This window comes from Metabacillus crassostreae (assembly GCF_016908395.1).
Classification (GTDB): Bacteria; Bacillota; Bacilli; order Bacillales; family Bacillaceae; genus Metabacillus; species Metabacillus crassostreae.
On the sequence record NZ_JAFBDU010000012.1, the window covers coordinates 41,050 to 62,708 of the forward strand.

The window sequence follows — 21,659 nt, forward strand, 5'->3', positions numbered from 1 at the left end:
TGATCTAAGTACCTTTTTTTGGTACAATATGTGATGAGGAGGGTTGATCATGAAAAGATTATCTGGATTGGTGTTAATTTTTATAGTATTTGTGTTAGTTGGTTGTTCAGAAAAACCGACTGCGAGTGATCGTTTTTCTGAGTACATTTCATTATGGAACAATCAAAAGTTTTCAGAAATGTATGATATGTTAACCGTTAGTAGCAAAGAAAATATATCTAAAGAAGAGTACATAAATAGATATAAAGATATATATGAAGGTGTTTCAGTTAGTAATTTAGAGGTGGAATATAATAGACCTAATAATGATGAAAAAAATGATGAGGAAATAGAAGTTGTATATCCGTATTCCCTTTCAATGGAAACAATTGCAGGTAATGTATCCTTTGAACAAGAAGTGACTATAAAGAAGGAGAAAACTGAGGACGAAGAAAATTGGTTTATTTCTTGGCAACCCGCAATGATTTTTCCTGAGCTTGAAGGAGATGAAAAGGTCAAAGTTAGCAGTATAGCTCCTACCCGGGGGCAAATCTTCGATAAAGATAATAATCCTTTAGCTGTAAATGGAATTGCACATAATATCGGGATTGTGCCGGCTAATCTTCCTGAAAAGCGTGAGGAAGTATTATCAGAGGTGTCTTCTTTACTTGGTGTTAGTGTTTCAGATATCGAAGCTGAGTTAAATCAATCATGGGTGAAGCCGGATTTATTTGTACCAATTAAAAGTATAGACCCTGAAAACTCAGAGCTTCTTCAAAAGCTTATTAAACTTCCCTCTATCCAAAAGAAAGATGTTGAGGCACGTTCTTATCCTCTAGGAGAGGCTGCTGCTCATCTTACAGGCTATATTGGTAGTATCACTGCAGAAGAGCTAGAGGAGTTTAAGGATAAAGGGTATAGTGATCAATCAAAAATAGGGAAAGCTGGTCTTGAGCAAATATATGAAGAAAAATTGAAAGGACAAACAGGCTATAAGATTTTTGTTGATGGAACAGAAAAAATCATTGCAGAAAAACCGGCTGTTGAAGGTGAAACGATAAAGGTAACGATTGATGAAAAAATTCAAACTGATTTATATAATCAATTAAAAGGTGATTCTGGTACTGCAGTTGCTTTGCATCCAAAAACAGGTGAAACATTAGCACTTGTAAGCAGTCCATCCTATAATCCTAACGAATTTATATACGGATTATCGAGTGAACAGTACAACAATCTTTCTAATAATCCAAATAAGCCCTTAATGGCTCGATTTAATAAAACCTATTCGCCTGGATCTGTCATAAAACCGATAACGGCATCAATTGGATTGAATAATGGAATAATAAAACCAAGTGATAATAAAATAATTAACGGGAAAACATGGCAAAAAGATAGCAGTTGGGGAAATTATTATATATCGAGAGTATCTGAAAAAGTTAGTAATGTGAATTTACAAACTGCGTTAATTTATTCTGATAATATTTATTTTGCACAGCTAGCCTTAGAGATTGGACCAGAAAAACTAAATAATGGTCTTAGGAGCTTTGGATTTGAGGAAGAACTAGAATATGCATACCCTGTTAGCAAATCCACAATTTCTAGCAGTGGATTGAATAATGAGACTTTGCTGGCAGATACGGGCTATGGGCAAGGGGAGCTACAAATGAGTCCTTTACACTTAGCTACTACCTATACAGCATTTGTTAATGGTGGCAATATTATTAATCCTTCTTTAGAAATCGTTGAAGGTGAAAAAGAGAGTGTATGGAAGGAAAATGCGGTAATTGTAGAGCATGCACAAACAATTCTTAATGATCTTAAACAAGTTGTTAATGATCCGAATGGGACAGCGTATAAACCTAATGTTGAGAATCAAAATCTTGCAGGGAAAACGGGCACTGCTGAACTAAAAACCTCTAAGAATGATGAACAAGGCAAAGAAAATGGATGGTTTGTAGCAATAGATTATGATAATCCCGAGCTCTTGATTGCTATGATGATTGAAGATGTAAAAACAAGAGGCGGGAGCCATTATGTAGTGCCAAAAGTAAAGCAAGTTTTTAAAGAAAATCTTACTCAATAAAGAAAGAAGACTAGCGCACTTTGCGCTAGTCTTTTTCTAATACTATTTCCTGGGTTATAAGCAGTAGATAAAATTATTGTTTAACGTGTAAGATCAATGGTTTTAAACATGACCAATTTATTCATTTTATTAAGTTTATTTTTTATAGATTGTTTCTTCAATATCGTTTCTTCCTTTTTTTCACCCTTTTTGTTTTTTTCTTTACTTTCCCACTCATAATTAAAATGCGAAAAAGAGAAAGTAAGAAAGAAGTGAGGTGAAAATATGGAAAAGAAATCAGAATTTCCTGTAGCTCATTTAACTGATACACAATTAAATGTCTTAATGCAAATGGAATCAAAGCTTCGTGAAGAGACCGGTGAGGAAATTGTTTTAATAGCATATGAACAGAAGGAAGACTAAGCTTTCCTTTTTATACCTATGATAGTAAGTAGTATTTTAGGTAAACGTATATATGTACAATCTTACAATACAACATTAGAGGTGAAAAGTGTGAAAAGAAAAGCTGCTAGAAATCAAGCTCTAAAAAATAATTTTACGCCTACTGAAAGTTTACCTGATGCAGAATTTGCTGAAATAAATGATGATCAAGATCCAATGAAGGGTGCAAATCGTAATTCTAAACAAGGGAAGCAGGGGAAGTAATGACAAAGAAGACGATGAAAAGTAGAAATATGCAAAACCATAAAAAGCCAACTGATATAGACTTACTTCAAGAGGAATTTGGTCAAGAGCTCGGTGATACAAATGCTGCAAAGATTTATGAAACAATTGCAGAAAAAAAAGAAAAGGAACAAAAAAAAGATAAATAGTAAAACGAAAGTGAGAGTATGCATATATACTCTCACTTTCGTTTTAAATAATAGTATAAAGGGTTAACTTACTTTAGAATTAATATCCTTTGTTAAACCATAATAAACGATTGTCTTTGTTTGTATTGAATCATAATGAACAAGAATAAATGAATTTTCTTCAATGATTTTCCCTGTTTTAAGATAATGATTAATATTAAACGGTAGGGATTCAATAACAGTATGTTTAAATAGGTCTTTCTCAGAAAATTTCTTACTTGCAAATTCCTCACCTAATAGTAGAGGATTATCTAGAATTGAACGATAAATCTCACTTCTGTCTTGTTTAGACAAAGCACCTGTCCACCATGGTTTACGAGGTTTATACTTTTGATTTCTTAAGTAATCATACTTCATAAAGCCACTTACTATCTCTATATCTTCACTTTTTGAGTTATTTAAGAAGTCATAAAGGTGTTTATAGAGATCTTCTAATTGATGACCAATTCTTGTCCAACCTTTTTCGTCCCAAAATGTCCCAAATTGTTGGAAAAATTCAAATGGAGAATCAAATACGTTTGAAACTAAATATTCAATTGTTTCATCCATTCTGTGATCATTCCAGTACTTCTCTAGAACGTCTTCTACCTGTTTGATTTTGATCATATCTTCAAATGATAAAACATTGTTACGTAAAATTTCATATGGTGAATGATCCATATAAACATAACCATGATCCTCTGCTCGAAGGCGAAGGCCTGTTCCTCTGAGCATTTTTAAGAAGCCAAGCTGAAGTTCCTCTGGACGTAATTCAAATACATCATTAAATGTTTTCTTAAATGAGTGATAATCTTCTTCTGGTAAACCTGCGATTAAATCAAGATGCTGTTCAATTTTTTGTCCATCTTTAACCATTGTTACAGTTCTTGTTAGCTTATTAAAATTCTGTTTTCGCATGACAAGTTCGTTTGTAGCGTCATTTGTAGATTGTACGCCAATTTCAAAACGGAATAACCCTTTTGGTGCATTGTCATTCAAGAACTGAATAACTTCAGGTCTCATAATATCTGCAGTAATTTCAAATTGAAATACAGTTCCTGGTTTGTGCTCATCAATTAAAAACTGGAACATTTCCATAGCATAGCTACGACTTATATTAAAAGTACGATCGACAAATTTTATTATTTTTGCTCCGTTATTCATTAAAAAACGGATATCATCCTTAACTTTTTCCCTATCGAAATATCGAACACCTACTTCAATAGAAGATAAACAAAATTGACAACTAAATGGACATCCACGACTTGTTTCAATATATGTTACACGTTTAGAAAGATGGGATAAATCTTCCTCAAATCGGAATGGTGAAGGAAGTTCTTTTAAATCGATTTTATTTCGCTGAGGCTTAATATGGACCGTTCCATTTTCTCGATAGGCAATTCCACTAACAGCTGAAAAATTTTGTTCACCATTTAATTCATCTAATAATTGTTTGAAAGATTGTTCACCTTCACCAATAATGATAAAGTCTACTTCAGATATCGATTCCATCCACTCTCTAGTATCATACGTAACCTCAGGACCACCTAAAACAATGATTAAGGAAGGATTAATCTTTTTCATCATCTTAATTATTTTAATCGTTTCTTCGATATTCCAAATATAACAACTGAAACCGAGTATATCTGGTTTTTTTGTATGCAAATCTGTCACAATATTCATTGCGGGATCTTTTATTGTATATTCAGCTAGCTCTACCTCATAATCTGGGGCAGCATAGGCTTTTAAATATCGAATTGAAAGGCTAGTGTGAATGTATTTTGCATTTAATGTTGATAGAACAGTTTTCATATTGTTAAACACCACTTTTAACATATTTTTAAGCTATAATCAATTTCTTATTGTATCATAGTTCAGTTCAAAAACGAACTTACGTTAAGTGGAGGTTTTTCCATTAAATAGCTGGTGAAAGCCTTATCCTTTTTTATCTCTCTAGTGAAGATCGTCTTAAAACATATGGGAAATGTGAAAAATTTAAATCAATTAACGGTTTGGTAATTTCTATAACTACTTTCGTTGAGAGTATTAATGTTATTAAAAAAGATAAAATGGTAAATAGTATTACGCTTTGATAATGCTCCATCCATTTTACGATCTCACTATATCTCATAAATTGAATAATGAATCCATGTAAAAGGTAAACATAAAGTGTTCTTGTTCCCCATTTAGTGAAAAAAGCACGTTTTCTTGGAACAAGAGATAAAAAACATATAGTGGTAACAAGTGATGCGCTATAGAAAATAACTCTAGATAAAGCACTTGATAAGGATGTCGTTTCAAAATGAGAATAAGATTTTGATCCGAATAACCATTCATAGTTAAAATTGACATGATAATAGAGATTAAAAGTTAATGTTAATATGATCAATGCGAAAATTCTTATTTGTGGTTTCGTAATTGCTTTGAAATGCTCAAGTTTTAGATAAAAGCCTATTAAGAAAAGTGGTAAGAAAACAAAGGTTCTAGATAAGCTTAAAAAATTGTTTATAGCATCTTCATAGCCAACAATTATTCCTAATGTAAATGCTGAAAGAATAACATATATAGGTCGAAATTTAGTGAAAAAATATAAAGTTATATTCCAAAAAAATAAGCTAATTAAAAACCATAGAGACCAATTAGGCTCTAATGGGTTCATTGTCATCGTTGCGTTCTTTTCAATAAGAACATAGTAAAAGGAGTAAATCACTTGGAAAATAAGATACGGTAAGATAAGCTTTTTTGAAATCGTGATCAGATATCCTTTTCTTTTAAAGCCTTTAGCAAAATATCCAGAAATCAATATGAATGCTGGCATATGAAATGTATAGATAAATTTATACAGATTCATGATGTGAACATTGTTGCTGATAAAGGGTTGGATAACATGACCGAATACAACTAAAAAGATTAATAAAAATTTAGCATTATCAAAGTAATTCAAACGACTTTCCATAATATCACCTATCTCTAGAAGTTATCATTCTTAAAATCAATATTTTCTTCCCGTAAAGGTATCCTTCTAAACTACATTTCGTTATTTGTTATGCAATTTTAGGGGGCTGTTATTAAACTGTAAATCTATTGTAAAGAAACGATCTCTAACGAAGTGTCTAACTAGTGAACAGTCTATTAAGGACTTTTGACAATAAATGAGATAATTCGTATGGATTTATAGTAAATATGTAGGTTAACAAATTAATTTATAGCGAAAATATAAGGGAAAAAGAGACTATTTTCTATCAATTTGTAGATAAGTGAAGGACAATGAATGAACATGTAGAATAAGAAATATATAAGAATATAGAAAGATGTTGTAATTAGGGGTGAAAAAGCTTGAGGCAAGCAATTGAGGAAAACGAAGTTGTTACATTGAGGAAACAAATGTCAATGCTAATGCAGGAAAATGACATTCTAAAATCCAAGCTTTTGCAACATGAAACGATAATCGAAAATGCTTTGGATGCAGTGGTTATTTTCGATCAAGATATGAACTTCATTAATGGAAATGCTGCTGCATATCAGTTGTTTCAATTAACTAAAAAAGAGCTTTGTACAAGAAGCTTATTTGATTTTCTCACTTTAGTTCCGAAAGATGAAGTTAACCAATTGTTTACTTGCAATAAAGGTGAGGAGTTAAAGTCAAAAGAAATTGTTGTGTACTTAGATAATGGTCAAGTTAAATTTCTAGAGATAAGCCTACGTAAACAAGCGATAGATAAATATGATCTTGCAATAATAAAAGATATCTCTTTTAAAAAGAATCTTGAAAGAGAACGTACGATAAATGAACAGCTTTTTAAGGATTTATTTCACAGAGCAGTAGATGGAATTGTCATCTTTGATGAAGAAGGTAAATTCATTGATGCCAATGGATCGTTTTGTACAAGCTTTGAAATAAATATAGCGCATTTAAATACTTATATTTTAAGGGATTTTATTGATAGTAAAGAACTCATTAAGCTTGATAAACTTTGGAGTATGTTAAAGGAAAGTGGAAAGGCGAAGGGTGAACTTCCCGTTTTGTTAAAAAACGGACACAAGAAAATATTCGAATTTACAACAACATCGAATATTCTAAATGGATATTATATGGCTATAATGAGAGATATAACAGAAAAAAGATCGATGGAAATGAAGCTATACAAAAGTGAAGAACGATTTAGAGAAATTTTTGAGAATGCTATAGATGCCATAATGATATGGAATAAAAAGGGTGAGATTTTAAAGGTAAATCAAGCTGCTAGTAGAACCTTCGAATTGAGCGAGGTTGAGCTTGTAACGACGAATATCTTAGATTTTGTTGATGAAGACTCAGAAAGCTTTAAAAAAGTAAAGGAACAATATTTGCAAACAGGTGCTATAAGAGAAGAGCTCCTATTCCATATGCCAAACGGTGAAAATAAAGAATTAGAATTTACTTCAAAAATGAATATTATGGATGGTCATCATTTAACAATTTTCCGAAATGTTAGTGAACGAAAGAAAATGGAAAAGATTTTGCGGGAAAGTGAGCAGAAATTCAGAAAAATATTTGATGGTGCAATGGAAGGGATTGTTTTATTTAACCATTCATTTGATATAATAGAAGCAAATTCTAATGCTAGAAAAATCCTTAACTTAGCTGTTGAAGACATGATCTCAGTTAACCTCTGTAGCTTATTCTTTACAAATCTACCTGAAGGTGAACTAGCCAATGATTATTCGATTTATTGGGAAGAAAAAACTCAAGAAATTACGTACAGACATGTAAACGGAGAAGAAAAGACTCTGGAATTTTCATTAAAATACAATATCAATGAAAATATGAATTTAGCTGTTTTTCGTGATGTTACAGAAAAAAGAGAATTAGAGGAGCAGCTTAGAAAATCAGATACATTAAATGTTGTTGGAGAGCTAGCTGCTGGAATTGCGCATGAGATTAGGAATCCAATGACAGCCTTAAAAGGTTTTATCCAACTTTTAGAAGGCAGTGTTCAAGAAGATTTTTCTATGTACTTTAATGTAATCACATCTGAATTAAGCCGTATAGAATCAATCATTACTGAATTCTTAATATTAGCTAGACCACAAGCGATAAAGTATTTACAAAAAAACATTTGTACAATTATGAAAGAAACAATTGATTTGCTAAATGCTCAAGCTATTCTTGTGAATGTACAAATTAAACTTTCGATAGAAGGAGATATCCCATCTATTTATTGTGAACCAAATCAGCTTAAACAAGTATTTATAAATGTGTTAAAAAATGCAATAGAAGTAATGCCTAATGGTGGGCAAATTGATGTTTCTATTAAACAAAGAGATGAGCAACATTTAGTCGTTTCGATTAAAGATAGAGGAACTGGAATCTCTGAAGATAAAATTAAACGTTTGGGTCAACCATTTTATACAACAAAAGAACGTGGAACTGGTCTTGGATTAATGGTAAGCTATAAAATTATTGAAGAGCATAGAGGCAATGTTCAAGTTGAAAGTGAAGAAGGAAAAGGAACAACCTTTCATATGACATTACCTATTAATCAAAAATAGTAAAATGATAGACAACTGAGAAGAGGGCAAGTGATGGACTATTTTATTTATTATAATTCTCCCATTGGTAGACTAACAATTGTGTCTAATCCTAAAAATATTACTCATTTATTCCTCGAAGTTGAACATTTCGATGCCTATCGTACAGATCATGATGTTAGAGAACATAATGAATATGATGTTTTAATCAAAGCTAAAAATCAGCTTCATGAATATTTTCATGAAGGAAGAAAAGATTTTGAGCTTGCTTTTGAAATAAATGGAACTGATTTTCAACGAAAAGTGTGGAAAGAATTACAGAATATCCCTTATGGAGAGTCATGTAGTTATCAAGATATAGCAACCAAAATTGGTCAAGCCCGTGCTGTTCGAGCAATTGGACAAGCAAATAAAGCAAATAAGCTTCCGATTTTTATTCCATGTCATCGTGTAATTGGTAAGAATAAGAAATTAACTGGTTATGCTGGAAATAAAAATGATATAAAAGCGGAGTTATTGACTTTAGAAAGCATAACATTTAAAAAATAATCGATTGCGATTGAAATCCAAAGGGAAAACTAGCTTAAATATGTCAAAGCTTCATTTTTCTAATTGTCATTTTCTGTTTTAAATGACAATTAGAACTTGTCACTTTTTTTACCTTGCAACATATTATTAGAATAAGATAAAAAAGTTGCATAAGGGAAAGAAAGGAGCAAGTTATATGTTTTATCAAAAGCGTCCAAAACAAATATACTTTTTTGCTTCATTATTAACAAAGCTTCAAATTATTTCTGAAGAAGAAAAGAACAGTTTACTCAGTAAAAAACAGTGAGGGTATAAAAAAGACGGCAAACTCATAAATAAGTTTGCCGCCTTTTTTACTTTGGTTTTCATATTGTGAAATCTAATTTTATGAGTGAAATAGTCTTTTAATCTCTTCCTTATAATCACCTGATATAATTCCCTTTTCAGTGATAATACCTGCAATTAATTCACTAGGGGTAACATCAAAAGCAGGATTAAAGACTTTTACTCCTTCTGGAGCAATCCTTATCCCATTCAATGTAGTAATTTCTTCAGAATGACGTTCTTCAATTGGAATTAATTTTCCATCTTCGATTGATGTGTCAAATGTTGATAAAGGTGCAGCAACATAAAAAGGAATATTAAATGTTTTTGCTAAAAGTGCTAAATTAAAAGTGCCAATTTTATTTGCTGTATCACCATTCGCAGCAATTCGGTCTGCACCAACAATTATTGAGGTAATATTTTTAGATTTTATCGTATGTGCCGCCATGCTATCAGTGATTAGCGTAACATCAACATCAGCTTGCATTAACTCCCATGTTGTTAAACGAGCACCTTGTAAAACCGGACGGGTTTCACAAGCATAAACACTAAGAGCTATGTTTTTTTCCTTTGCCAAGTAGAAAGGTGCTAATGCAGTGCCGTATTTTGCCGTAGCTATTGAACCAGCATTACATATTGTCATAACCTTATCGCCACTGTTAAAAACAGTTAATGCATGTTCACCAATTAATCTACAAACCTCTTCATCTTCAATTTGTATTTGAATGGCTTCATGAACAATCTTTGTTTTCGCTTCGTTAATCGACTTGATGTTTGTTAGGCAGCTTGTTAAACGATCTAGTGCCCATACTAAGTTGACAGCAGTTGGCCTCGAGCTTGCTAGATAGTCACTGCTTTTACTTAAATTACTGAGAAATTGTTCAATTGATTCTGATTTGTCCTGAAGAGCTGCTAATGCAAGGCCAAATGATGCGGTAATTCCAATTGCGGGTGCTCCTCTCACTTTAAGAGATTGAATGGCTTCCCAAACATCTTCAATTGTACGTAATTCAAGATACTCAGTAACTTGTGGAATTTTTTGTTGATCTAATAAAGAAATATGATCTTCCTTCCAGATCACGGATTGTGGAATAGAATAGTTCGTTTTAGTCATGATGAATAGTACTCCTTTAATTTTTGATCAGTGTAATAGTTTCGATTTAAGGCTATTTTCGTAAATTGTGTTGCTTTTACAATCCTGATGGAAATGACTCTGTATAAAGTCTAGTGGCATCTTTTTTTCTATAAAACGCATCTTTTATGCGATAATACACCGGATCTAACTGATAAAGGTATCATTTAGCAACAATCTTTCAGAAAAGAGCCTTATTTAAAAAGCGTTTAATGTAAAACAGCACTTAGATTTACCTTTTTTCTAGCTTTACAAAGAGCTAAGTGCTGTTTGTATTGTATATTCCTTAAAGGTTTCAGGATTTGTCACTGATTTTCTATTTTTTATCAGCTCACTACCTAATTTTAACGCAAGCTGTTTTGTTGAAATTCGTTTATTAGCTGGCTCAATTTTATCTAAATCAGCAACATGTGCTAAGCCAATTGTACGACGAATGATTTCACAGCCAGCAAATCCAACTGCTTCTTCAAATATTTCAGATAAAACATGCTCTAAGTATCCATCAACCTGACTAAACACTTCAATAGCATCATTTTCCCATGCTTTCGTAAACTCTTCTACAAAAACTGTCCATGTTGTTTCAATATGAGTAAAGAGGACATTCTGTTTTTCAGGTTCACGTGAAATTGCATTTAAAAGAAGATTAGCAAACACTTGCCCAACATCAAAGCCAATTGGACCAAAGTAGGCAAATTCAGGATCAATTACTTTCGTCTCTTTCTCGTCTGCAAAAATGCTGCCTGTATGTAAATCTCCATGTACCAGTGCCTCAGCTTTTGTAAGGAAAATTTGTTTTAATTTTGCTACCTCAAGCTTTAGTACTTGGTCATTCCAAATACGTTCAACATCCTTGAGTAATTCTTGTTCAAAATCATTTGTTTCATGGTTGAAAAAGGGATCTGTAAACACAAGGTCTTCTGTAATTTTACATAAATCAGGATTGATAAATTGTTTTACTAGTTCTTTTTTATAGTGCTGATTAAGTCCATAATCTGAAGTATAGAACAATGTTTTTGCTAAAAATTCGCCTATATGATTTGAGAGAAGTGGTAAATCTTCATCATTCATTAGAGCAGCTCTAGCTATCTGTAAATGGGAAAGATCTTCCATAATTGTGATCGCAAGCGATTCATCAGAATAATAGACTTTAGGTACATACTGTGGAACAAATTCGGCTTGCTTAATAAGTGCATTTGTTTCAATACGTGATCGATCTAAAGTTAATGGCCAGCTTTCTCCAACAACCTTTGCATATGGAAGAGCTTGTTTAATAATGATACTTTCACCATTCTCAGTATTTGTTACTTTGAACACTAAATTTAGGTTTCCATCACCAATTTCGTAGCATGTTAATTGACTATCCTTTTCAAATAACTCCAGACGTTTTGCTAATATAATAGCATCGCTTTCAGTTAATGGCTTATAGTTAGATGATTGTTTATTTGCACACATAGATAAACCCTCCAATAATTAGTTTGTGGAGGCTTTTCTTAAGAAAGCCTAGTATTACCATAGCTAAAAATAAGAAAAGCCTCTTTCGACAATGAAAGAGGCTTGAAGTCATAACTTCGCACCTCTCATCTGTCAGAAAGTATGTCTTTCTGATGGAATTAGCACCGTGCCCTTTGTTAGGAAAATCCAATTAGACCTATTTTGTAAGGTCTTACGGTCGGTTGCTGCGGCGTCATCGGGCCAATTCCCTCTGCCAACTCTTGATAAGAGATTAGTATATAAATTGTCATTTTTTCTTATTTCAGAACATTTGTGATTATTAGAAAACAATAATGTATGATTAGGATAATACCAATATTGAAAAGCATTTGTCAATAGTATACGGGAAAATTTAATAGTATTCAGGTAAACGATCATCAAAAATAGGGATTTGACTACGTACTTGTTTGACCTTATCAACATCAATTTCCGCAGTAATTACACCAGCATCTTCACTTGCTTCAGCTAAAATAGTTCCCCATGGATCAATAATTAATGAATGTCCAGCGAAAACATTATTTGGGTCAGAGCCAGCTCTATTACAAGCTACAACATAGCATTGGTTTTCTATTGCTCTACTGAGTAGTAGAGCTTTCCAATGATTAAGTCTTGGAAGTGGCCACTCTGCAACAACAAACAGAACCTCAGCACCCAAAGAGGTATGAGCTCTGATCCATTCAGGGAAACGGATATCATAGCAAATGAATCCAGCACTTTTCATTCCTTCCAGTTCAAAGAGCCCTTTTTCTGTACCACCTATAAGATGATGATGTTCATCCATTAATTTGAATAAGTGAAGTTTACTGTATTCAGTAATACATTCTCCTTTGTTATTAATAACGTACATTGTATTGCTTACTCCATTTTGATGTTTGTTTGCGACAGATCCACCTACAATATGTACGTTGTATTTTTTGGCAAGACGACTAAGAAATGTTATTGTTTCTTTTCCGTTCATATCAGCAATTTCATCTAATCTAGTTAAATCATAGCCAGTTGTCCAAAGCTCTGGTAACACAATAATCGTAGATTTTTCACTTATAATCGCAGATTTAATTTTTTCCTCTACCTGCTTGTAGTTGAATATTGGATCACCATATTTTATATCAAGCTGTATACATGTAATAATAGGATTCATTTTTTTCACACCTTTTATTATTGAAATTTTTTCTTTACAAGTTGATACTAACAATATATGATTTGTGACTAGAATTTCAAGAATTTTTTGAGAAGGGTAGAAAATGAAAATGAAAGTATTTGAACAATCACATTTATTAAATACATTACCAAAGCAATTTTTTGCAAGTCTTGTTGAGAAAGTATCTAAAATAGTTGACCAAGGTCATGATGTTATAAATTTAGGGCAAGGAAATCCTGACCAACCAACACCCGTGCATATCGTTAAAGCAATGCAAGAGGCTGTAGCCAATCCGTTGTATCACAAATATTCGCCATTTCGCGGACAAGCATTTTTGAAAGAAGCGGTAGCAACGTTTTACAAAAGAGAGTATGGGGTAGAAATTGATCCAGCTAAAGAAGTGTGTATTCTATTTGGTGGTAAAGCGGGACTTGTCGAAGTACCACAGTGTTTACTAAATCCAGGAGATGTTGTCCTTGTTCCTGATCCAGGTTATCCTGATTATTGGTCTGGCGTTGAACTGGCACGTGCAAAAATGGAAACAATGCCTTTATTGAGTGAAAATGACTTTTTGCCAGATTTTAGCAAGTTATCAAATGAAGTAAAACTACAGGCGAAAATGATGCTATTAAATTATCCAAACAATCCAACTGGTGCTACAGCTACCGAAGAGTTTTTCGAAGAAACTGTAGCTTTTGCACAAGACAATGATATTTGTATCGTTCACGATTTTGCATATGGTGCGATTGGCTTTGACGGAAAGCGTCCAGTTAGCTTTTTGCAAACAAAAGGAGCAAAAGAAAATGGGATAGAAATTTATACCTTTTCTAAGTCTTATAATATGGCTGGTTGGAGAATTGGCTTTGCTGTAGGTAATCCCTCTGTTATAGAAGCATTAAATTTATTACAAGACCACATGTATGTGAGTGTGTTCAGTGCAGTTCAAGAAGCAGCAGCACATGCTTTATTAAGTCCACAAACATGTGTTGAAGATCTGAATGATCTTTATGAATCTAGAAGAAATGTTTTAATAAATGCGTTTCGTGAAATAGGCTGGAATGTAACTGCACCTTCAGGATCATTTTTTGCATGGCTTCCTGTGCCAGCTCAATTTTCATCTTCTGAAGAATTTTCTGATTATTTATTAGAAAAAGCTCATGTTGTAGTTGCTCCAGGAATTGGATTTGGAGAATATGGAGAAGGTTATGTAAGAGTAGGATTATTAACATCTGAAGAAAGATTAATTGAAGCAGCGAGCCGAATAAAAGAGTTAAACTTGTTTTAATATTTTTAAAGGCACAACAATTATTGATAAACTGAACTGATCTGAGTTTTTTATTCTTTTTCTAATTGACAGTTTGAAAATGATCTGTCATAATCCAAATTAATTTCAATCATTTCAAAATAAATTTGAACGTTTCGTTCTTATCAAGAGCAGGTGGAGGGACTAGCCCTTTGAAGCCCGGCAACCGACTTTTCCTTTTAGTAAAGCACGGTGCTAATTCTTGCAGCATTAAGCTGATAGATAAGGAGATATGCTTACTATAACTGTAGTGAAAGCCTCTTCGATCTATGAGTATCGAAGAGGCTTTTTTTGCTATGATGTCTGCAGGATTGGATTAAAAATGATAAGATAATAAATAAGTTAAAAGATTCAGATTAAAAGAATTAATAGGTGATTAGAAGGTAGGGTTTATAGTGAGTGAAGTTATTGCTACATATCTTGTACATGATGCTAAAGGAGATCTTGCAAAAAAAGCTGAAGGAATTGCATTAGGGTTAACAGTTGGTTCTTGGACTGACCTTCCTTTACTCGAGCAAGAACAATTAAAGGCTCATAAAGGTCAAGTATTAGAAGTCAGTCAGCTAGAAAACTGTGAAAAAACAAATTCATTCTTAGGTAAAAATGTTACTAGGGGCAAAATTAAAATAGCTTATCCAAGCTTGAACTATAGTCATGATATACCAGCGATTTTAACAACAGTTTTTGGGAAATTATCACTAGATGGTGAAGTGAAGTTAATTGATCTGGAATTTTCTGAGTCACTAAAATCTGCTTTTCCTGGACCAGCATTTGGAATAAAAGGGATTCGTGAGAAGTTAGGTGTTTACGATAGACCTTTATTAATGAGTATTTTTAAAGGTGTAATTGGGAGAGATTTATTTTATCTTAAAGAACAGCTAAAACAACAGGTTTTAGGTGGTGTAGATCTAGTAAAGGATGATGAAATTCTTTTTGAGAACCCCTTAACACCATTTGAAAATCGCATTATTGCAGGTAAAGAGATATTACAACAGGTTTATAATGAAACAGGTCATAAAGCCTTATATGCAGTAAATCTTTCAGGCAAAACATATGATTTGAAAGATAAAGCAAAACGAGCATCTGATCTTGGAGCAGATGTCCTGTTATTTAATGTTTTTGCGTATGGTCTAGATGTATTACAAAGCTTAGCAGAAGATTCTGATATAACAGTACCGATCATGGCACACCCTGCTGTTAGTGGTGCTTCAACTGCTTCAAGCTTATATGGATTTTCAAGTTCATTATTACTTGGTAAATTGCTACGAATGACAGGTGCTGATTTCTCCCTATTTCCATCACCGTATGGTAGTGTTGCGTTAAATAGAGAGGATGCTTTAGGAATTGCTGAAAACTGCTTAGTAGAAGATCAATTTAAACAATCGTTCCCCGTTCCTTCTGCTGGGATTCATCCTGGACTTGTTCCACTGCTTATTAGAGACTTTGGGATTGATTCGGTTATAAATGCTGGTGGTGGAGTTCATGGTCACCCAAATGGTGCGATAGGTGGGGGCCGTGCTTTTAGAGCAGCTATTAATGCAACACTTTCTGGAATTAGCTTAAAGCAAGCAGCTGAAAGTAGTCATGATTTAAAAATTGCTATTGATCTTTGGGGTAGTAGTGAGGTGAACAAATGAAGAATAAAGTAATCATTTGTGACTTCGATGGGACGATAACAGAAACTGATAATATTATTGCGATCATGAAAAAGTTTGCACCACCAGAATGGGACGCTTTGAAACAAGGGGTACTCTCTCAAGACATTTCAATACGTGAAGGTGTAGGCAAGATGTTTCATTTGCTACCTTCATCAATAAAAGAAGAAATTATTGAATATATTATTGACCATGCAGAAATAAGAGCTGGTTTTAAGGATTTTGTGAAATATACAAATGAAAATAATATTCCACTTTTTATCGTTAGTGGAGGAATTGATTTTTTTGTTTATCCATTACTTCAAGGTTTAATTGATAAAGATGTAATTTTTTGCAATAAAGCTAACTTTAACGGAGAACAAATTGAAATTGAGTGGCCATATAGTTGTGATGATAACTGTGATAATGAGTGTGGTTGCTGTAAACCATCATTGATCAGAAAGCTGACTGATCAAGAGCAAAGTAAAATAGTTATTGGAGATTCTATTACTGATCTCCAAGCAGCAAAGCTCGGTGATTTTGTCATTGCAAGAGATTTGTTATTAGAGAAATGTAAAGAGCTAAATCTACCTCATAAGCCGTTTACTACCTTTTATGATGTAATAGATATTCTAGAGCAGTTAAAGGAGGGTGAGGTATGAACTTGTTACATACAAGATGGGAAGAGCTAGCAGATATTAAACGTGTGTTAGCTAAGCGAGACTGGTTTCCAGGAACTAGTGGGAATCTTGCTATTAAAGTAGATCATGATCCGTGCAGCTTTCTAGTAACAGCTAGTGGAAAAGACAAAACGAAAGAAACGAATGAGGATTTTTTACTTGTTAATGCACTAGGTGATCCTGTAAATGATACTACTTTAAAGCCTTCAGCTGAAACACTTTTGCATGTTGAGGTATTCACAAAAACAAATGCAGGCTGTAGCCTTCATGTTCATACATTAGACAATAATGTTATTTCTGAACTGTATGGAGATAATGGCAGTATTACTTTTAAAGGTCAAGAAATTATTAAAGCCTATGGTTTATGGGAAGAAGATGCTGAGTATACAATTCCGATCATTTATAATCATGCTGATATCCCAACTTTAGCAAGTGAATTTTCAAAGTTTGTTAATAAAGATGCTGGTGCTGTTTTAATAAGAAATCATGGTATTACTGTATGGGGAAAAGATGCCCTTGAAGCTAAGAAATATTTAGAAGCTAGTGAATTTTTGTTTTCTTATCATTTAAAGCTATTAACACTTAAAGCATTGAAGGTGAATTAATTCTTTTCTTCAAACAGGCATGTTTGTGAATGAAAAGGTTCTACAATGAGGCAACAATATCAATTAAAAATGGCTCTGTTAAACTTTGTTGTTGATTTCCGTTACAGGCATTCGCTTTCCGCGGGCGGTCCGGAAGCCTCCTCGGCGCAAGCGCCTGTGGGGTCTCCCTTTGACACGCTTCTCCCGCAGGAGTCTCATACCTTTCACTCCAATCAACAAAGTGTTAAAAAATCAACATTAACCTTTAACATAGCCTTAAAAATAAATAATGACATATTTAGGAGGAGAAAAAAATGGCAGTTATTAAAGTTAGAAACACAAATGAAGTAATCGAGGGTTATGAAAATGTATTAAGTTTTTTAGAAAAGCAAGATGTTTTATATGAACATTGGGATATGAGTAAGCTTCCTACACATCTGAAAGAAAAGTTTGTACTTAGTGATGAGGAAAAAGGAGAGATTCTAACAGCTTACAAAGAAGAGATCGAAGAGTTAGCTGAGAGAAGAGGCTATAAAACATGGGATATCGTCGCTCTTTCTGATGCTACACCTAACCTTGAAGAGCTTCTTAAAAAATTCGAAAATGTTCACACTCATACTGAAGATGAAGTTCGTGCTATTACGGCAGGTCATGGAATTTTCATCATTAAAGGTAACGATGAAGTAGGTTATTTTGATGTTGAGCTAGAAGCAGGTGATGTGATTTCTGTTCCAGAAGGTAATCCACATTTCTTTACACTAATGGAAGACCGTCAAGTAGTTGCTGTGAGATTGTTTATTGAAACAGAAGGTTGGGTAGCACACCCTTATGAAGACAAAGTAAGTAAATAATACAAAGAAAAAGCGTAGAAATTCATATGGAAATTCTACGCTTTTTCTTATTTATCTCCAGATTCTGGTTTGTACGATACAAAAATTGGTTCAACTTATTTTACACTCTAGATTGAATAAATGACTTATTAGGTAATATAATAAAAAGTCCTTTAATATCCGTTCAACATTGCTGTTGATTTTCGTTACAGGCATTCGCTCTTAACAAAGCCTAGTAATTAGTTGTAATAAAAACATGTTCCTTGAAATATTCGAATTTTCTTTACTATTCATAAAGGCTATGATAAATTTTTACCAATACAACAAAGGGGGCTATTTAATGAAAGTTCGCTATCATTATGTGCAAAAGGATTCGGTTAAATATTGTGATATTAGCAGTACAGTAAAGGAAGCTTATGATTATTTAAAAGAAACGGGCTATCGTTGTATTCCAGTTCTTAAAAATGGTAAAACATTTGCTGGCTTTATTTATAAAGCTCATATACTTGAGCATTATGTGGAGAATGAAGGGAAAGAAACAGATGCATTGGAGCCATTAATCAAAAATCAAGATGCATACATATTTGAGGAAGATTCTTTTTTTAAAACATTTTTAACAATTCGCCGACTACCGTTTTTAGCGGTATTAAATGAAGATAAAGAGTTTTCAGGTATTATTACTCACTCTAATATTATGGATGTATTAGAAGATTCCTTTGGGATGAAAACGGGTGGTTACTTGCTTACTGTTGGAACAAAAGAGCATAAAGGTGCAATCAAAGATTTAGTAACAGCTGTTAAAGATTTAAATATTGAAGGCTTATTAACACTTGATAATGGTGATAAATATATACGTAGAATTATTTTGAATTTATCAAGTGACGTTTCTGAAAATAAGTTAACCAAGGTGATAAAAAAGCTTGAAGACAAGGATTTTCGTGTAACTTCAGTTGATCGAATAGAGAAACAATAAAAAGGAAGATGCTGGGACATAAGTATTTAAGTTAATGAAAAACCCGAATTATTAGGTGATATTTCAATTAATCATTCGCCTAATAGTTCGGGTTTTTATTTGCCGTCTTCAATAGAATTTTTGATTTTGCATACTATTTTAAGAACCTAGTGGAATGGAGCGGAAGACACTCGACTCCTACGGGAATAGAGGAAAGGCAGAGACCCCGCAGGCGTTAGCGCTGAGGAGGCTCAGCTTCCTCCCCGTGGAAAGCGAGTGTCTGCAGCGCAATGGAACGAACTTGTTTCTTTCAGCTTAGCTTAATTTAGATTTATTCTTCTTTTTTTTGACTTCTTTACTTATGTCCCTGCCTCTAAACCCTATTGTGATTTGTATATTTCACCTTAAATCCGAACCGATTAAGCTTATTGAAACAGGTTTTTAAGTAATCTCTCTATGGATTTAATGTTATTCTTTAAAGTCTGGAATGGTTTCTATATCAATTAATAACTCTGATAAGGTAACAGGATCTGCTTTCTTCTCAACAAGAGGTACATACTGTTTTAAAACAGAAGCTGTTTTTTCTCCAGCAATTCCTACATGTCCTATTGCAATAATTTCATTATCTTGCTCAATTCTACTCATTAACAGATTTGCTTGCTTGATAATATGCTGAATTGTATATTGCTCATCGAAAAATAATTCATTTTCTAAATACGGAACTTGAAGCTCTTTAGCAAGATCTGATACAACACTTTTTCCAGTCGTTTTACTATCTAAATAGTATAAATTTCTTTCTTTACATACCTCTAATATAATTCTCATAACTCGTTTATCTGCTGTCACTTTTGACCCCATGTGATTATTCATTCCAACAGCATAAGGCACTTCATCTATTGCATCATTTACTCTTTTACGTATTTCTTTATCTGATAATTCTGTTGTAATAGCACCAGGTCCTAACCAACTTTTTTTTCCAGAGATAGGTTCCATTGGAAGATGAAGAATTACTTCGTGTCCGTTTTTATGAGCTAGTCTGGCATCTTTTTTAGTAGTAGGCAGAAAGGGCATAACAGCAACTGTAATCGGAATTTGTAGTGATAGAATCTCTTCTGTACCTTTCATATTGTTTCCTAAATCATCAATAACGATTGCAACCTGTCTTTCCAAAGTAGAAGTGTTAGTAGTTTGTGCTGCTGCGTTAGAAGGTAAATATACTAAAAATACGAAAGCGATTATAAGTTTTTTCATTTGAAAATGACTCCTTTTGATAGGGTGTTAATGTGAGGTCTACATTAATATCTCGTTTGGCAGTTTAAAGCTCATGGAATGCCACTTCACTAAAAATAAAATGTTATTTAAATTAGTTTATCCTATGACAGGTTTATTCATGTAGTGTAAACATATTTCTAAATAGAAATATGTTTAACTTTTAAAGAGATTGGGAATAAAAAAAGTAGGATTTAATATTGTAGAGGACCTTAAATATATAATTAACTTTATCTGAACACGCAATCATTAATTATAGAATGAATTTAAAAATATAGGAGGAGATTTGATGAATTACAATCGAATGAAAACAAAGCTACTTGAGAAAATTGATCGTAAAAGACATGAAATGATCGAAACAGCAAATAAAGAAGGATACACTAGTGAAACTGCAGTAAAATGTAGCCAGGATTTAGATTTGCTTATCAATGAATATCAACTTTTATTAATTGAAGAGAAAAAATCCTCTGCAACTAGACCAATCTATCAATTTGTTCATTCAATGAAAATGATTGCGTTTAATGATCGTTTCTCTTACTGATATTTTTTATATAAGTTAGAAGAGGTAAAAAGAGGAAGGCTATTTTAGCAAGTAAAGCTTTGATCCATAGCCTTTTAAATAGTAATAGCTTTCTGATAGAAACAGTTATAATTGATTAGAAACTCTCGATTAAAATAATCATGAAAACAATCCCGATTATAAACGAATATGTTGCATATCGTTCATTACCATCACCATGACTTTCTGGTATTAACTCTTTATAAATAATAAATAGCATAGCACCAGCTGCAAATGATAATCCATAAACAACTAAGAAATCTACATAACTTGTTAAATAAAATCCAAGCAATGCTGATACTATCTCTACAGCTCCGGTTGCAGTTGCAATCAACAATGCACGTATCCTGCTAATATCCTGTTTAATTAAAAACAGAGCAACTAAAAAGCCTTCAGGAGCATTTTGTAATCCTATGGCAAAGGCAATTAAGTTACCGGTTTCTTCTACATCAGATGCATAGCTAACACCTACAGATAACCCTTCAGGTATATTGTGTAAGGTGATTGCAGCAATGATCAATAACGCCTTTTCATCAAATTTAATACCTGTTTTTGAATGTTGTAAATCTATATGTGGAATCTTCTTTTCAAGATAAGTGAGTGTTAGTACCCCTAAGAATATCCCAACAGAAACTTCGAATATGCTCCCGGATTTTAAACTTTCAGGAATCAATCCCAGCATGGCTGCAGTCATCATTATCCCGGCTGTAAAGGCTAAAAGAATATCCTTCCATCTATGAGATATTGAATTTTTAAGAAATAATATAGGTAAAGCACCTAAACCTGTTGACAAAGCTGATAATATACTACCGACCAAAACATCAGACATCAT

Annotated in this window: 20 protein-coding genes and 2 riboswitches; of the genes, 13 read left to right on the forward strand and 7 right to left on the reverse strand. The window is 33.0% G+C overall.

Annotation, left to right across the window (positions count from 1 at the left end; translation table 11 throughout):
- Positions 1-46: 46 nt before the first annotated feature.
- The 4 genes from JOC75_RS21810 to JOC75_RS21825 all read left to right on the forward strand — a co-directional run bounded on the left by JOC75_RS21810 (position 47) and on the right by JOC75_RS21825 (position 2,874).
- The gene (locus tag JOC75_RS21810) at positions 47-2,062 is read left to right on the forward strand and encodes a penicillin-binding transpeptidase domain-containing protein (RefSeq protein ID WP_204956112.1); all 2,016 of its coding nucleotides are present in this window, start codon (positions 47-49) and stop codon (positions 2,060-2,062) included.
- A 264-nt stretch (positions 2,063-2,326) separates the two neighbouring features.
- Positions 2,327-2,464, forward strand: coding sequence for a hypothetical protein (locus JOC75_RS21815; protein ID WP_204956089.1), 138 nt, complete (start codon positions 2,327-2,329; stop codon positions 2,462-2,464).
- Positions 2,465-2,554: 90 nt separating this feature from the next.
- The gene (locus JOC75_RS21820; RefSeq protein WP_204956090.1) at positions 2,555-2,707 is read left to right on the forward strand and encodes a hypothetical protein; all 153 of its coding nucleotides are present in this window, start codon (positions 2,555-2,557) and stop codon (positions 2,705-2,707) included.
- On the forward strand, positions 2,707-2,874 hold the full coding sequence (locus JOC75_RS21825; protein ID WP_168714473.1) for a hypothetical protein: 168 nt from the start codon (positions 2,707-2,709) through the stop codon (positions 2,872-2,874). Before JOC75_RS21820 ends, JOC75_RS21825 begins: the two co-directional genes overlap by 1 nt.
- 63 nt (positions 2,875-2,937) lie before the next feature.
- On the opposite strand, the gene JOC75_RS21830 is transcribed toward JOC75_RS21825, so the two are convergent.
- Together JOC75_RS21830 and JOC75_RS21835 are read right to left on the reverse strand one after the other, a co-directional pair.
- On the reverse strand, positions 2,938-4,704 hold the full coding sequence (locus JOC75_RS21830; RefSeq protein WP_204956091.1) for a B12-binding domain-containing radical SAM protein: 1,767 nt from the start codon (positions 4,702-4,704) through the stop codon (positions 2,938-2,940).
- A gap of 133 nt (positions 4,705-4,837) precedes the next feature.
- Entirely contained in the window at positions 4,838-5,851 is a 1,014-nt protein-coding gene (locus JOC75_RS21835) for an acyltransferase family protein (RefSeq protein WP_204956113.1), read from the reverse strand.
- 377 nt (positions 5,852-6,228) lie between these two features.
- Between JOC75_RS21835 and JOC75_RS21840 the strand changes: the two genes are divergently transcribed.
- Together JOC75_RS21840 and JOC75_RS21845 are read left to right on the forward strand one after the other, a co-directional pair.
- Positions 6,229-8,424 (forward strand): PAS domain S-box protein, encoded by a 2,196-nt coding sequence (locus tag JOC75_RS21840; RefSeq protein WP_420828047.1) that lies wholly within the window; start codon positions 6,229-6,231, stop codon positions 8,422-8,424.
- A gap of 33 nt (positions 8,425-8,457) precedes the next feature.
- Positions 8,458-8,952, forward strand: a complete 495-nt coding sequence (locus tag JOC75_RS21845) for a methylated-DNA--[protein]-cysteine S-methyltransferase (protein ID WP_204956092.1) — start codon at positions 8,458-8,460, stop codon at positions 8,950-8,952.
- Between the two features lie 364 nt (positions 8,953-9,316).
- On the opposite strand, the gene mtnA is transcribed toward JOC75_RS21845, so the two are convergent.
- From mtnA to JOC75_RS21860, 3 genes are all read right to left on the reverse strand, one after another.
- Positions 9,317-10,369, reverse strand: coding sequence for an S-methyl-5-thioribose-1-phosphate isomerase (gene mtnA / locus JOC75_RS21850; protein ID WP_204956093.1), 1,053 nt, complete (start codon positions 10,367-10,369; stop codon positions 9,317-9,319).
- Positions 10,370-10,636: 267 nt separating this feature from the next.
- Positions 10,637-11,839, reverse strand: coding sequence for an S-methyl-5-thioribose kinase (mtnK, locus tag JOC75_RS21855; RefSeq protein ID WP_204956094.1), 1,203 nt, complete (start codon positions 11,837-11,839; stop codon positions 10,637-10,639).
- Between the two features lie 122 nt (positions 11,840-11,961).
- Positions 11,962-12,109: riboswitch (SAM riboswitch) on the reverse strand.
- 121 nt (positions 12,110-12,230) lie between these two features.
- Complete coding sequence (locus JOC75_RS21860; protein WP_204956095.1) at positions 12,231-13,016, reverse strand: carbon-nitrogen family hydrolase; 786 nt, start codon at positions 13,014-13,016, stop codon at positions 12,231-12,233.
- 109 nt (positions 13,017-13,125) lie between these two features.
- On the opposite strand from JOC75_RS21860, the gene JOC75_RS21865 reads away from it, so the two are divergent.
- The 6 genes from JOC75_RS21865 to cbpA all read left to right on the forward strand — a co-directional run bounded on the left by JOC75_RS21865 (position 13,126) and on the right by cbpA (position 19,020).
- The gene (locus JOC75_RS21865; RefSeq protein ID WP_204956115.1) at positions 13,126-14,301 is read left to right on the forward strand and encodes a pyridoxal phosphate-dependent aminotransferase; all 1,176 of its coding nucleotides are present in this window, start codon (positions 13,126-13,128) and stop codon (positions 14,299-14,301) included.
- A gap of 137 nt (positions 14,302-14,438) precedes the next feature.
- Positions 14,439-14,548, forward strand: a riboswitch (SAM riboswitch).
- Positions 14,549-14,714: 166 nt separating this feature from the next.
- The gene (gene mtnW, locus JOC75_RS21870) at positions 14,715-15,956 is read left to right on the forward strand and encodes a 2,3-diketo-5-methylthiopentyl-1-phosphate enolase (protein WP_204956096.1); all 1,242 of its coding nucleotides are present in this window, start codon (positions 14,715-14,717) and stop codon (positions 15,954-15,956) included.
- Positions 15,953-16,615 (forward strand): 2-hydroxy-3-keto-5-methylthiopentenyl-1-phosphate phosphatase, encoded by a 663-nt coding sequence (gene mtnX / locus JOC75_RS21875; protein WP_204956097.1) that lies wholly within the window; start codon positions 15,953-15,955, stop codon positions 16,613-16,615. Before mtnW ends, mtnX begins: the two co-directional genes overlap by 4 nt.
- Positions 16,612-17,238 carry a methylthioribulose 1-phosphate dehydratase gene (locus JOC75_RS21880; protein ID WP_204956098.1) on the forward strand — a complete coding sequence of 209 codons (627 nt, stop codon included), beginning with the start codon at positions 16,612-16,614 and terminating at the stop codon, positions 17,236-17,238. The genes mtnX and JOC75_RS21880 overlap by 4 nt, the downstream gene beginning before the upstream one ends.
- A 293-nt stretch (positions 17,239-17,531) precedes the next feature.
- Positions 17,532-18,068, forward strand: a complete 537-nt coding sequence (locus JOC75_RS21885) for a 1,2-dihydroxy-3-keto-5-methylthiopentene dioxygenase (RefSeq protein ID WP_146947274.1) — start codon at positions 17,532-17,534, stop codon at positions 18,066-18,068.
- 319 nt (positions 18,069-18,387) lie between these two features.
- Positions 18,388-19,020, forward strand: a complete 633-nt coding sequence (cbpA, locus tag JOC75_RS21890; protein ID WP_146947272.1) for a cyclic di-AMP binding protein CbpA — start codon at positions 18,388-18,390, stop codon at positions 19,018-19,020.
- 447 nt (positions 19,021-19,467) lie between these two features.
- Here cbpA and JOC75_RS21895 read toward each other — a convergent pair whose 3' ends face one another.
- Positions 19,468-20,250, reverse strand: a complete 783-nt coding sequence (locus tag JOC75_RS21895; RefSeq protein ID WP_204956099.1) for a divergent polysaccharide deacetylase family protein — start codon at positions 20,248-20,250, stop codon at positions 19,468-19,470.
- 307 nt (positions 20,251-20,557) lie between these two features.
- Between JOC75_RS21895 and JOC75_RS21900 the strand changes: the two genes are divergently transcribed.
- A complete protein-coding gene (locus JOC75_RS21900; protein ID WP_204956100.1) occupies positions 20,558-20,809 on the forward strand; it encodes an aspartyl-phosphate phosphatase Spo0E family protein in 252 nt (83 codons plus the stop codon).
- A 115-nt stretch (positions 20,810-20,924) separates the two neighbouring features.
- Here JOC75_RS21900 and JOC75_RS21905 read toward each other — a convergent pair whose 3' ends face one another.
- Positions 20,925-21,656: a ZIP family metal transporter gene (locus tag JOC75_RS21905; protein WP_204956101.1), complete on the reverse strand. Its 732-nt coding sequence runs from the start codon at positions 21,654-21,656 to the stop codon at positions 20,925-20,927.
- Positions 21,657-21,659 lie beyond the last annotated feature (3 nt).

What these genes read in the sequence shown, in the direction of transcription:
- JOC75_RS21825 (WP_168714473.1), top strand. Translation starts at nt 2,707, where the DNA reads ATGACAAAGAAGACGATGAAAAGTAGAAATATGCAAAACCATAAAAAG.
- JOC75_RS21880 (WP_204956098.1), top strand. Translation starts at nt 16,612, where the DNA reads ATGAACTTGTTACATACAAGATGGGAAGAGCTAGCAGATATTAAACGT.
- JOC75_RS21895 (WP_204956099.1), bottom strand. Translation starts at nt 20,250, where the DNA reads ATGAAAAAACTTATAATCGCTTTCGTATTTTTAGTATATTTACCTTCT.
- JOC75_RS21815 (WP_204956089.1), top strand. Translation starts at nt 2,327, where the DNA reads ATGGAAAAGAAATCAGAATTTCCTGTAGCTCATTTAACTGATACACAA.
- JOC75_RS21830 (WP_204956091.1), bottom strand. Translation starts at nt 4,704, where the DNA reads ATGAAAACTGTTCTATCAACATTAAATGCAAAATACATTCACACTAGC.
- JOC75_RS21845 (WP_204956092.1), top strand. Translation starts at nt 8,458, where the DNA reads ATGGACTATTTTATTTATTATAATTCTCCCATTGGTAGACTAACAATT.
- JOC75_RS21860 (WP_204956095.1), bottom strand. Translation starts at nt 13,016, where the DNA reads ATGAATCCTATTATTACATGTATACAGCTTGATATAAAATATGGTGAT.
- JOC75_RS21905 (WP_204956101.1), bottom strand. Translation starts at nt 21,656, where the DNA reads ATGTCTGATGTTTTGGTCGGTAGTATATTATCAGCTTTGTCAACAGGT.
- JOC75_RS21865 (WP_204956115.1), top strand. Translation starts at nt 13,126, where the DNA reads ATGAAAGTATTTGAACAATCACATTTATTAAATACATTACCAAAGCAA.
- JOC75_RS21900 (WP_204956100.1), top strand. Translation starts at nt 20,558, where the DNA reads ATGAATTACAATCGAATGAAAACAAAGCTACTTGAGAAAATTGATCGT.
- mtnK (WP_204956094.1), bottom strand. Translation starts at nt 11,839, where the DNA reads ATGTGTGCAAATAAACAATCATCTAACTATAAGCCATTAACTGAAAGC.
- JOC75_RS21885 (WP_146947274.1), top strand. Translation starts at nt 17,532, where the DNA reads ATGGCAGTTATTAAAGTTAGAAACACAAATGAAGTAATCGAGGGTTAT.
- cbpA (WP_146947272.1), top strand. Translation starts at nt 18,388, where the DNA reads ATGAAAGTTCGCTATCATTATGTGCAAAAGGATTCGGTTAAATATTGT.
- mtnX (WP_204956097.1), top strand. Translation starts at nt 15,953, where the DNA reads ATGAAGAATAAAGTAATCATTTGTGACTTCGATGGGACGATAACAGAA.
- mtnA (WP_204956093.1), bottom strand. Translation starts at nt 10,369, where the DNA reads ATGACTAAAACGAACTATTCTATTCCACAATCCGTGATCTGGAAGGAA.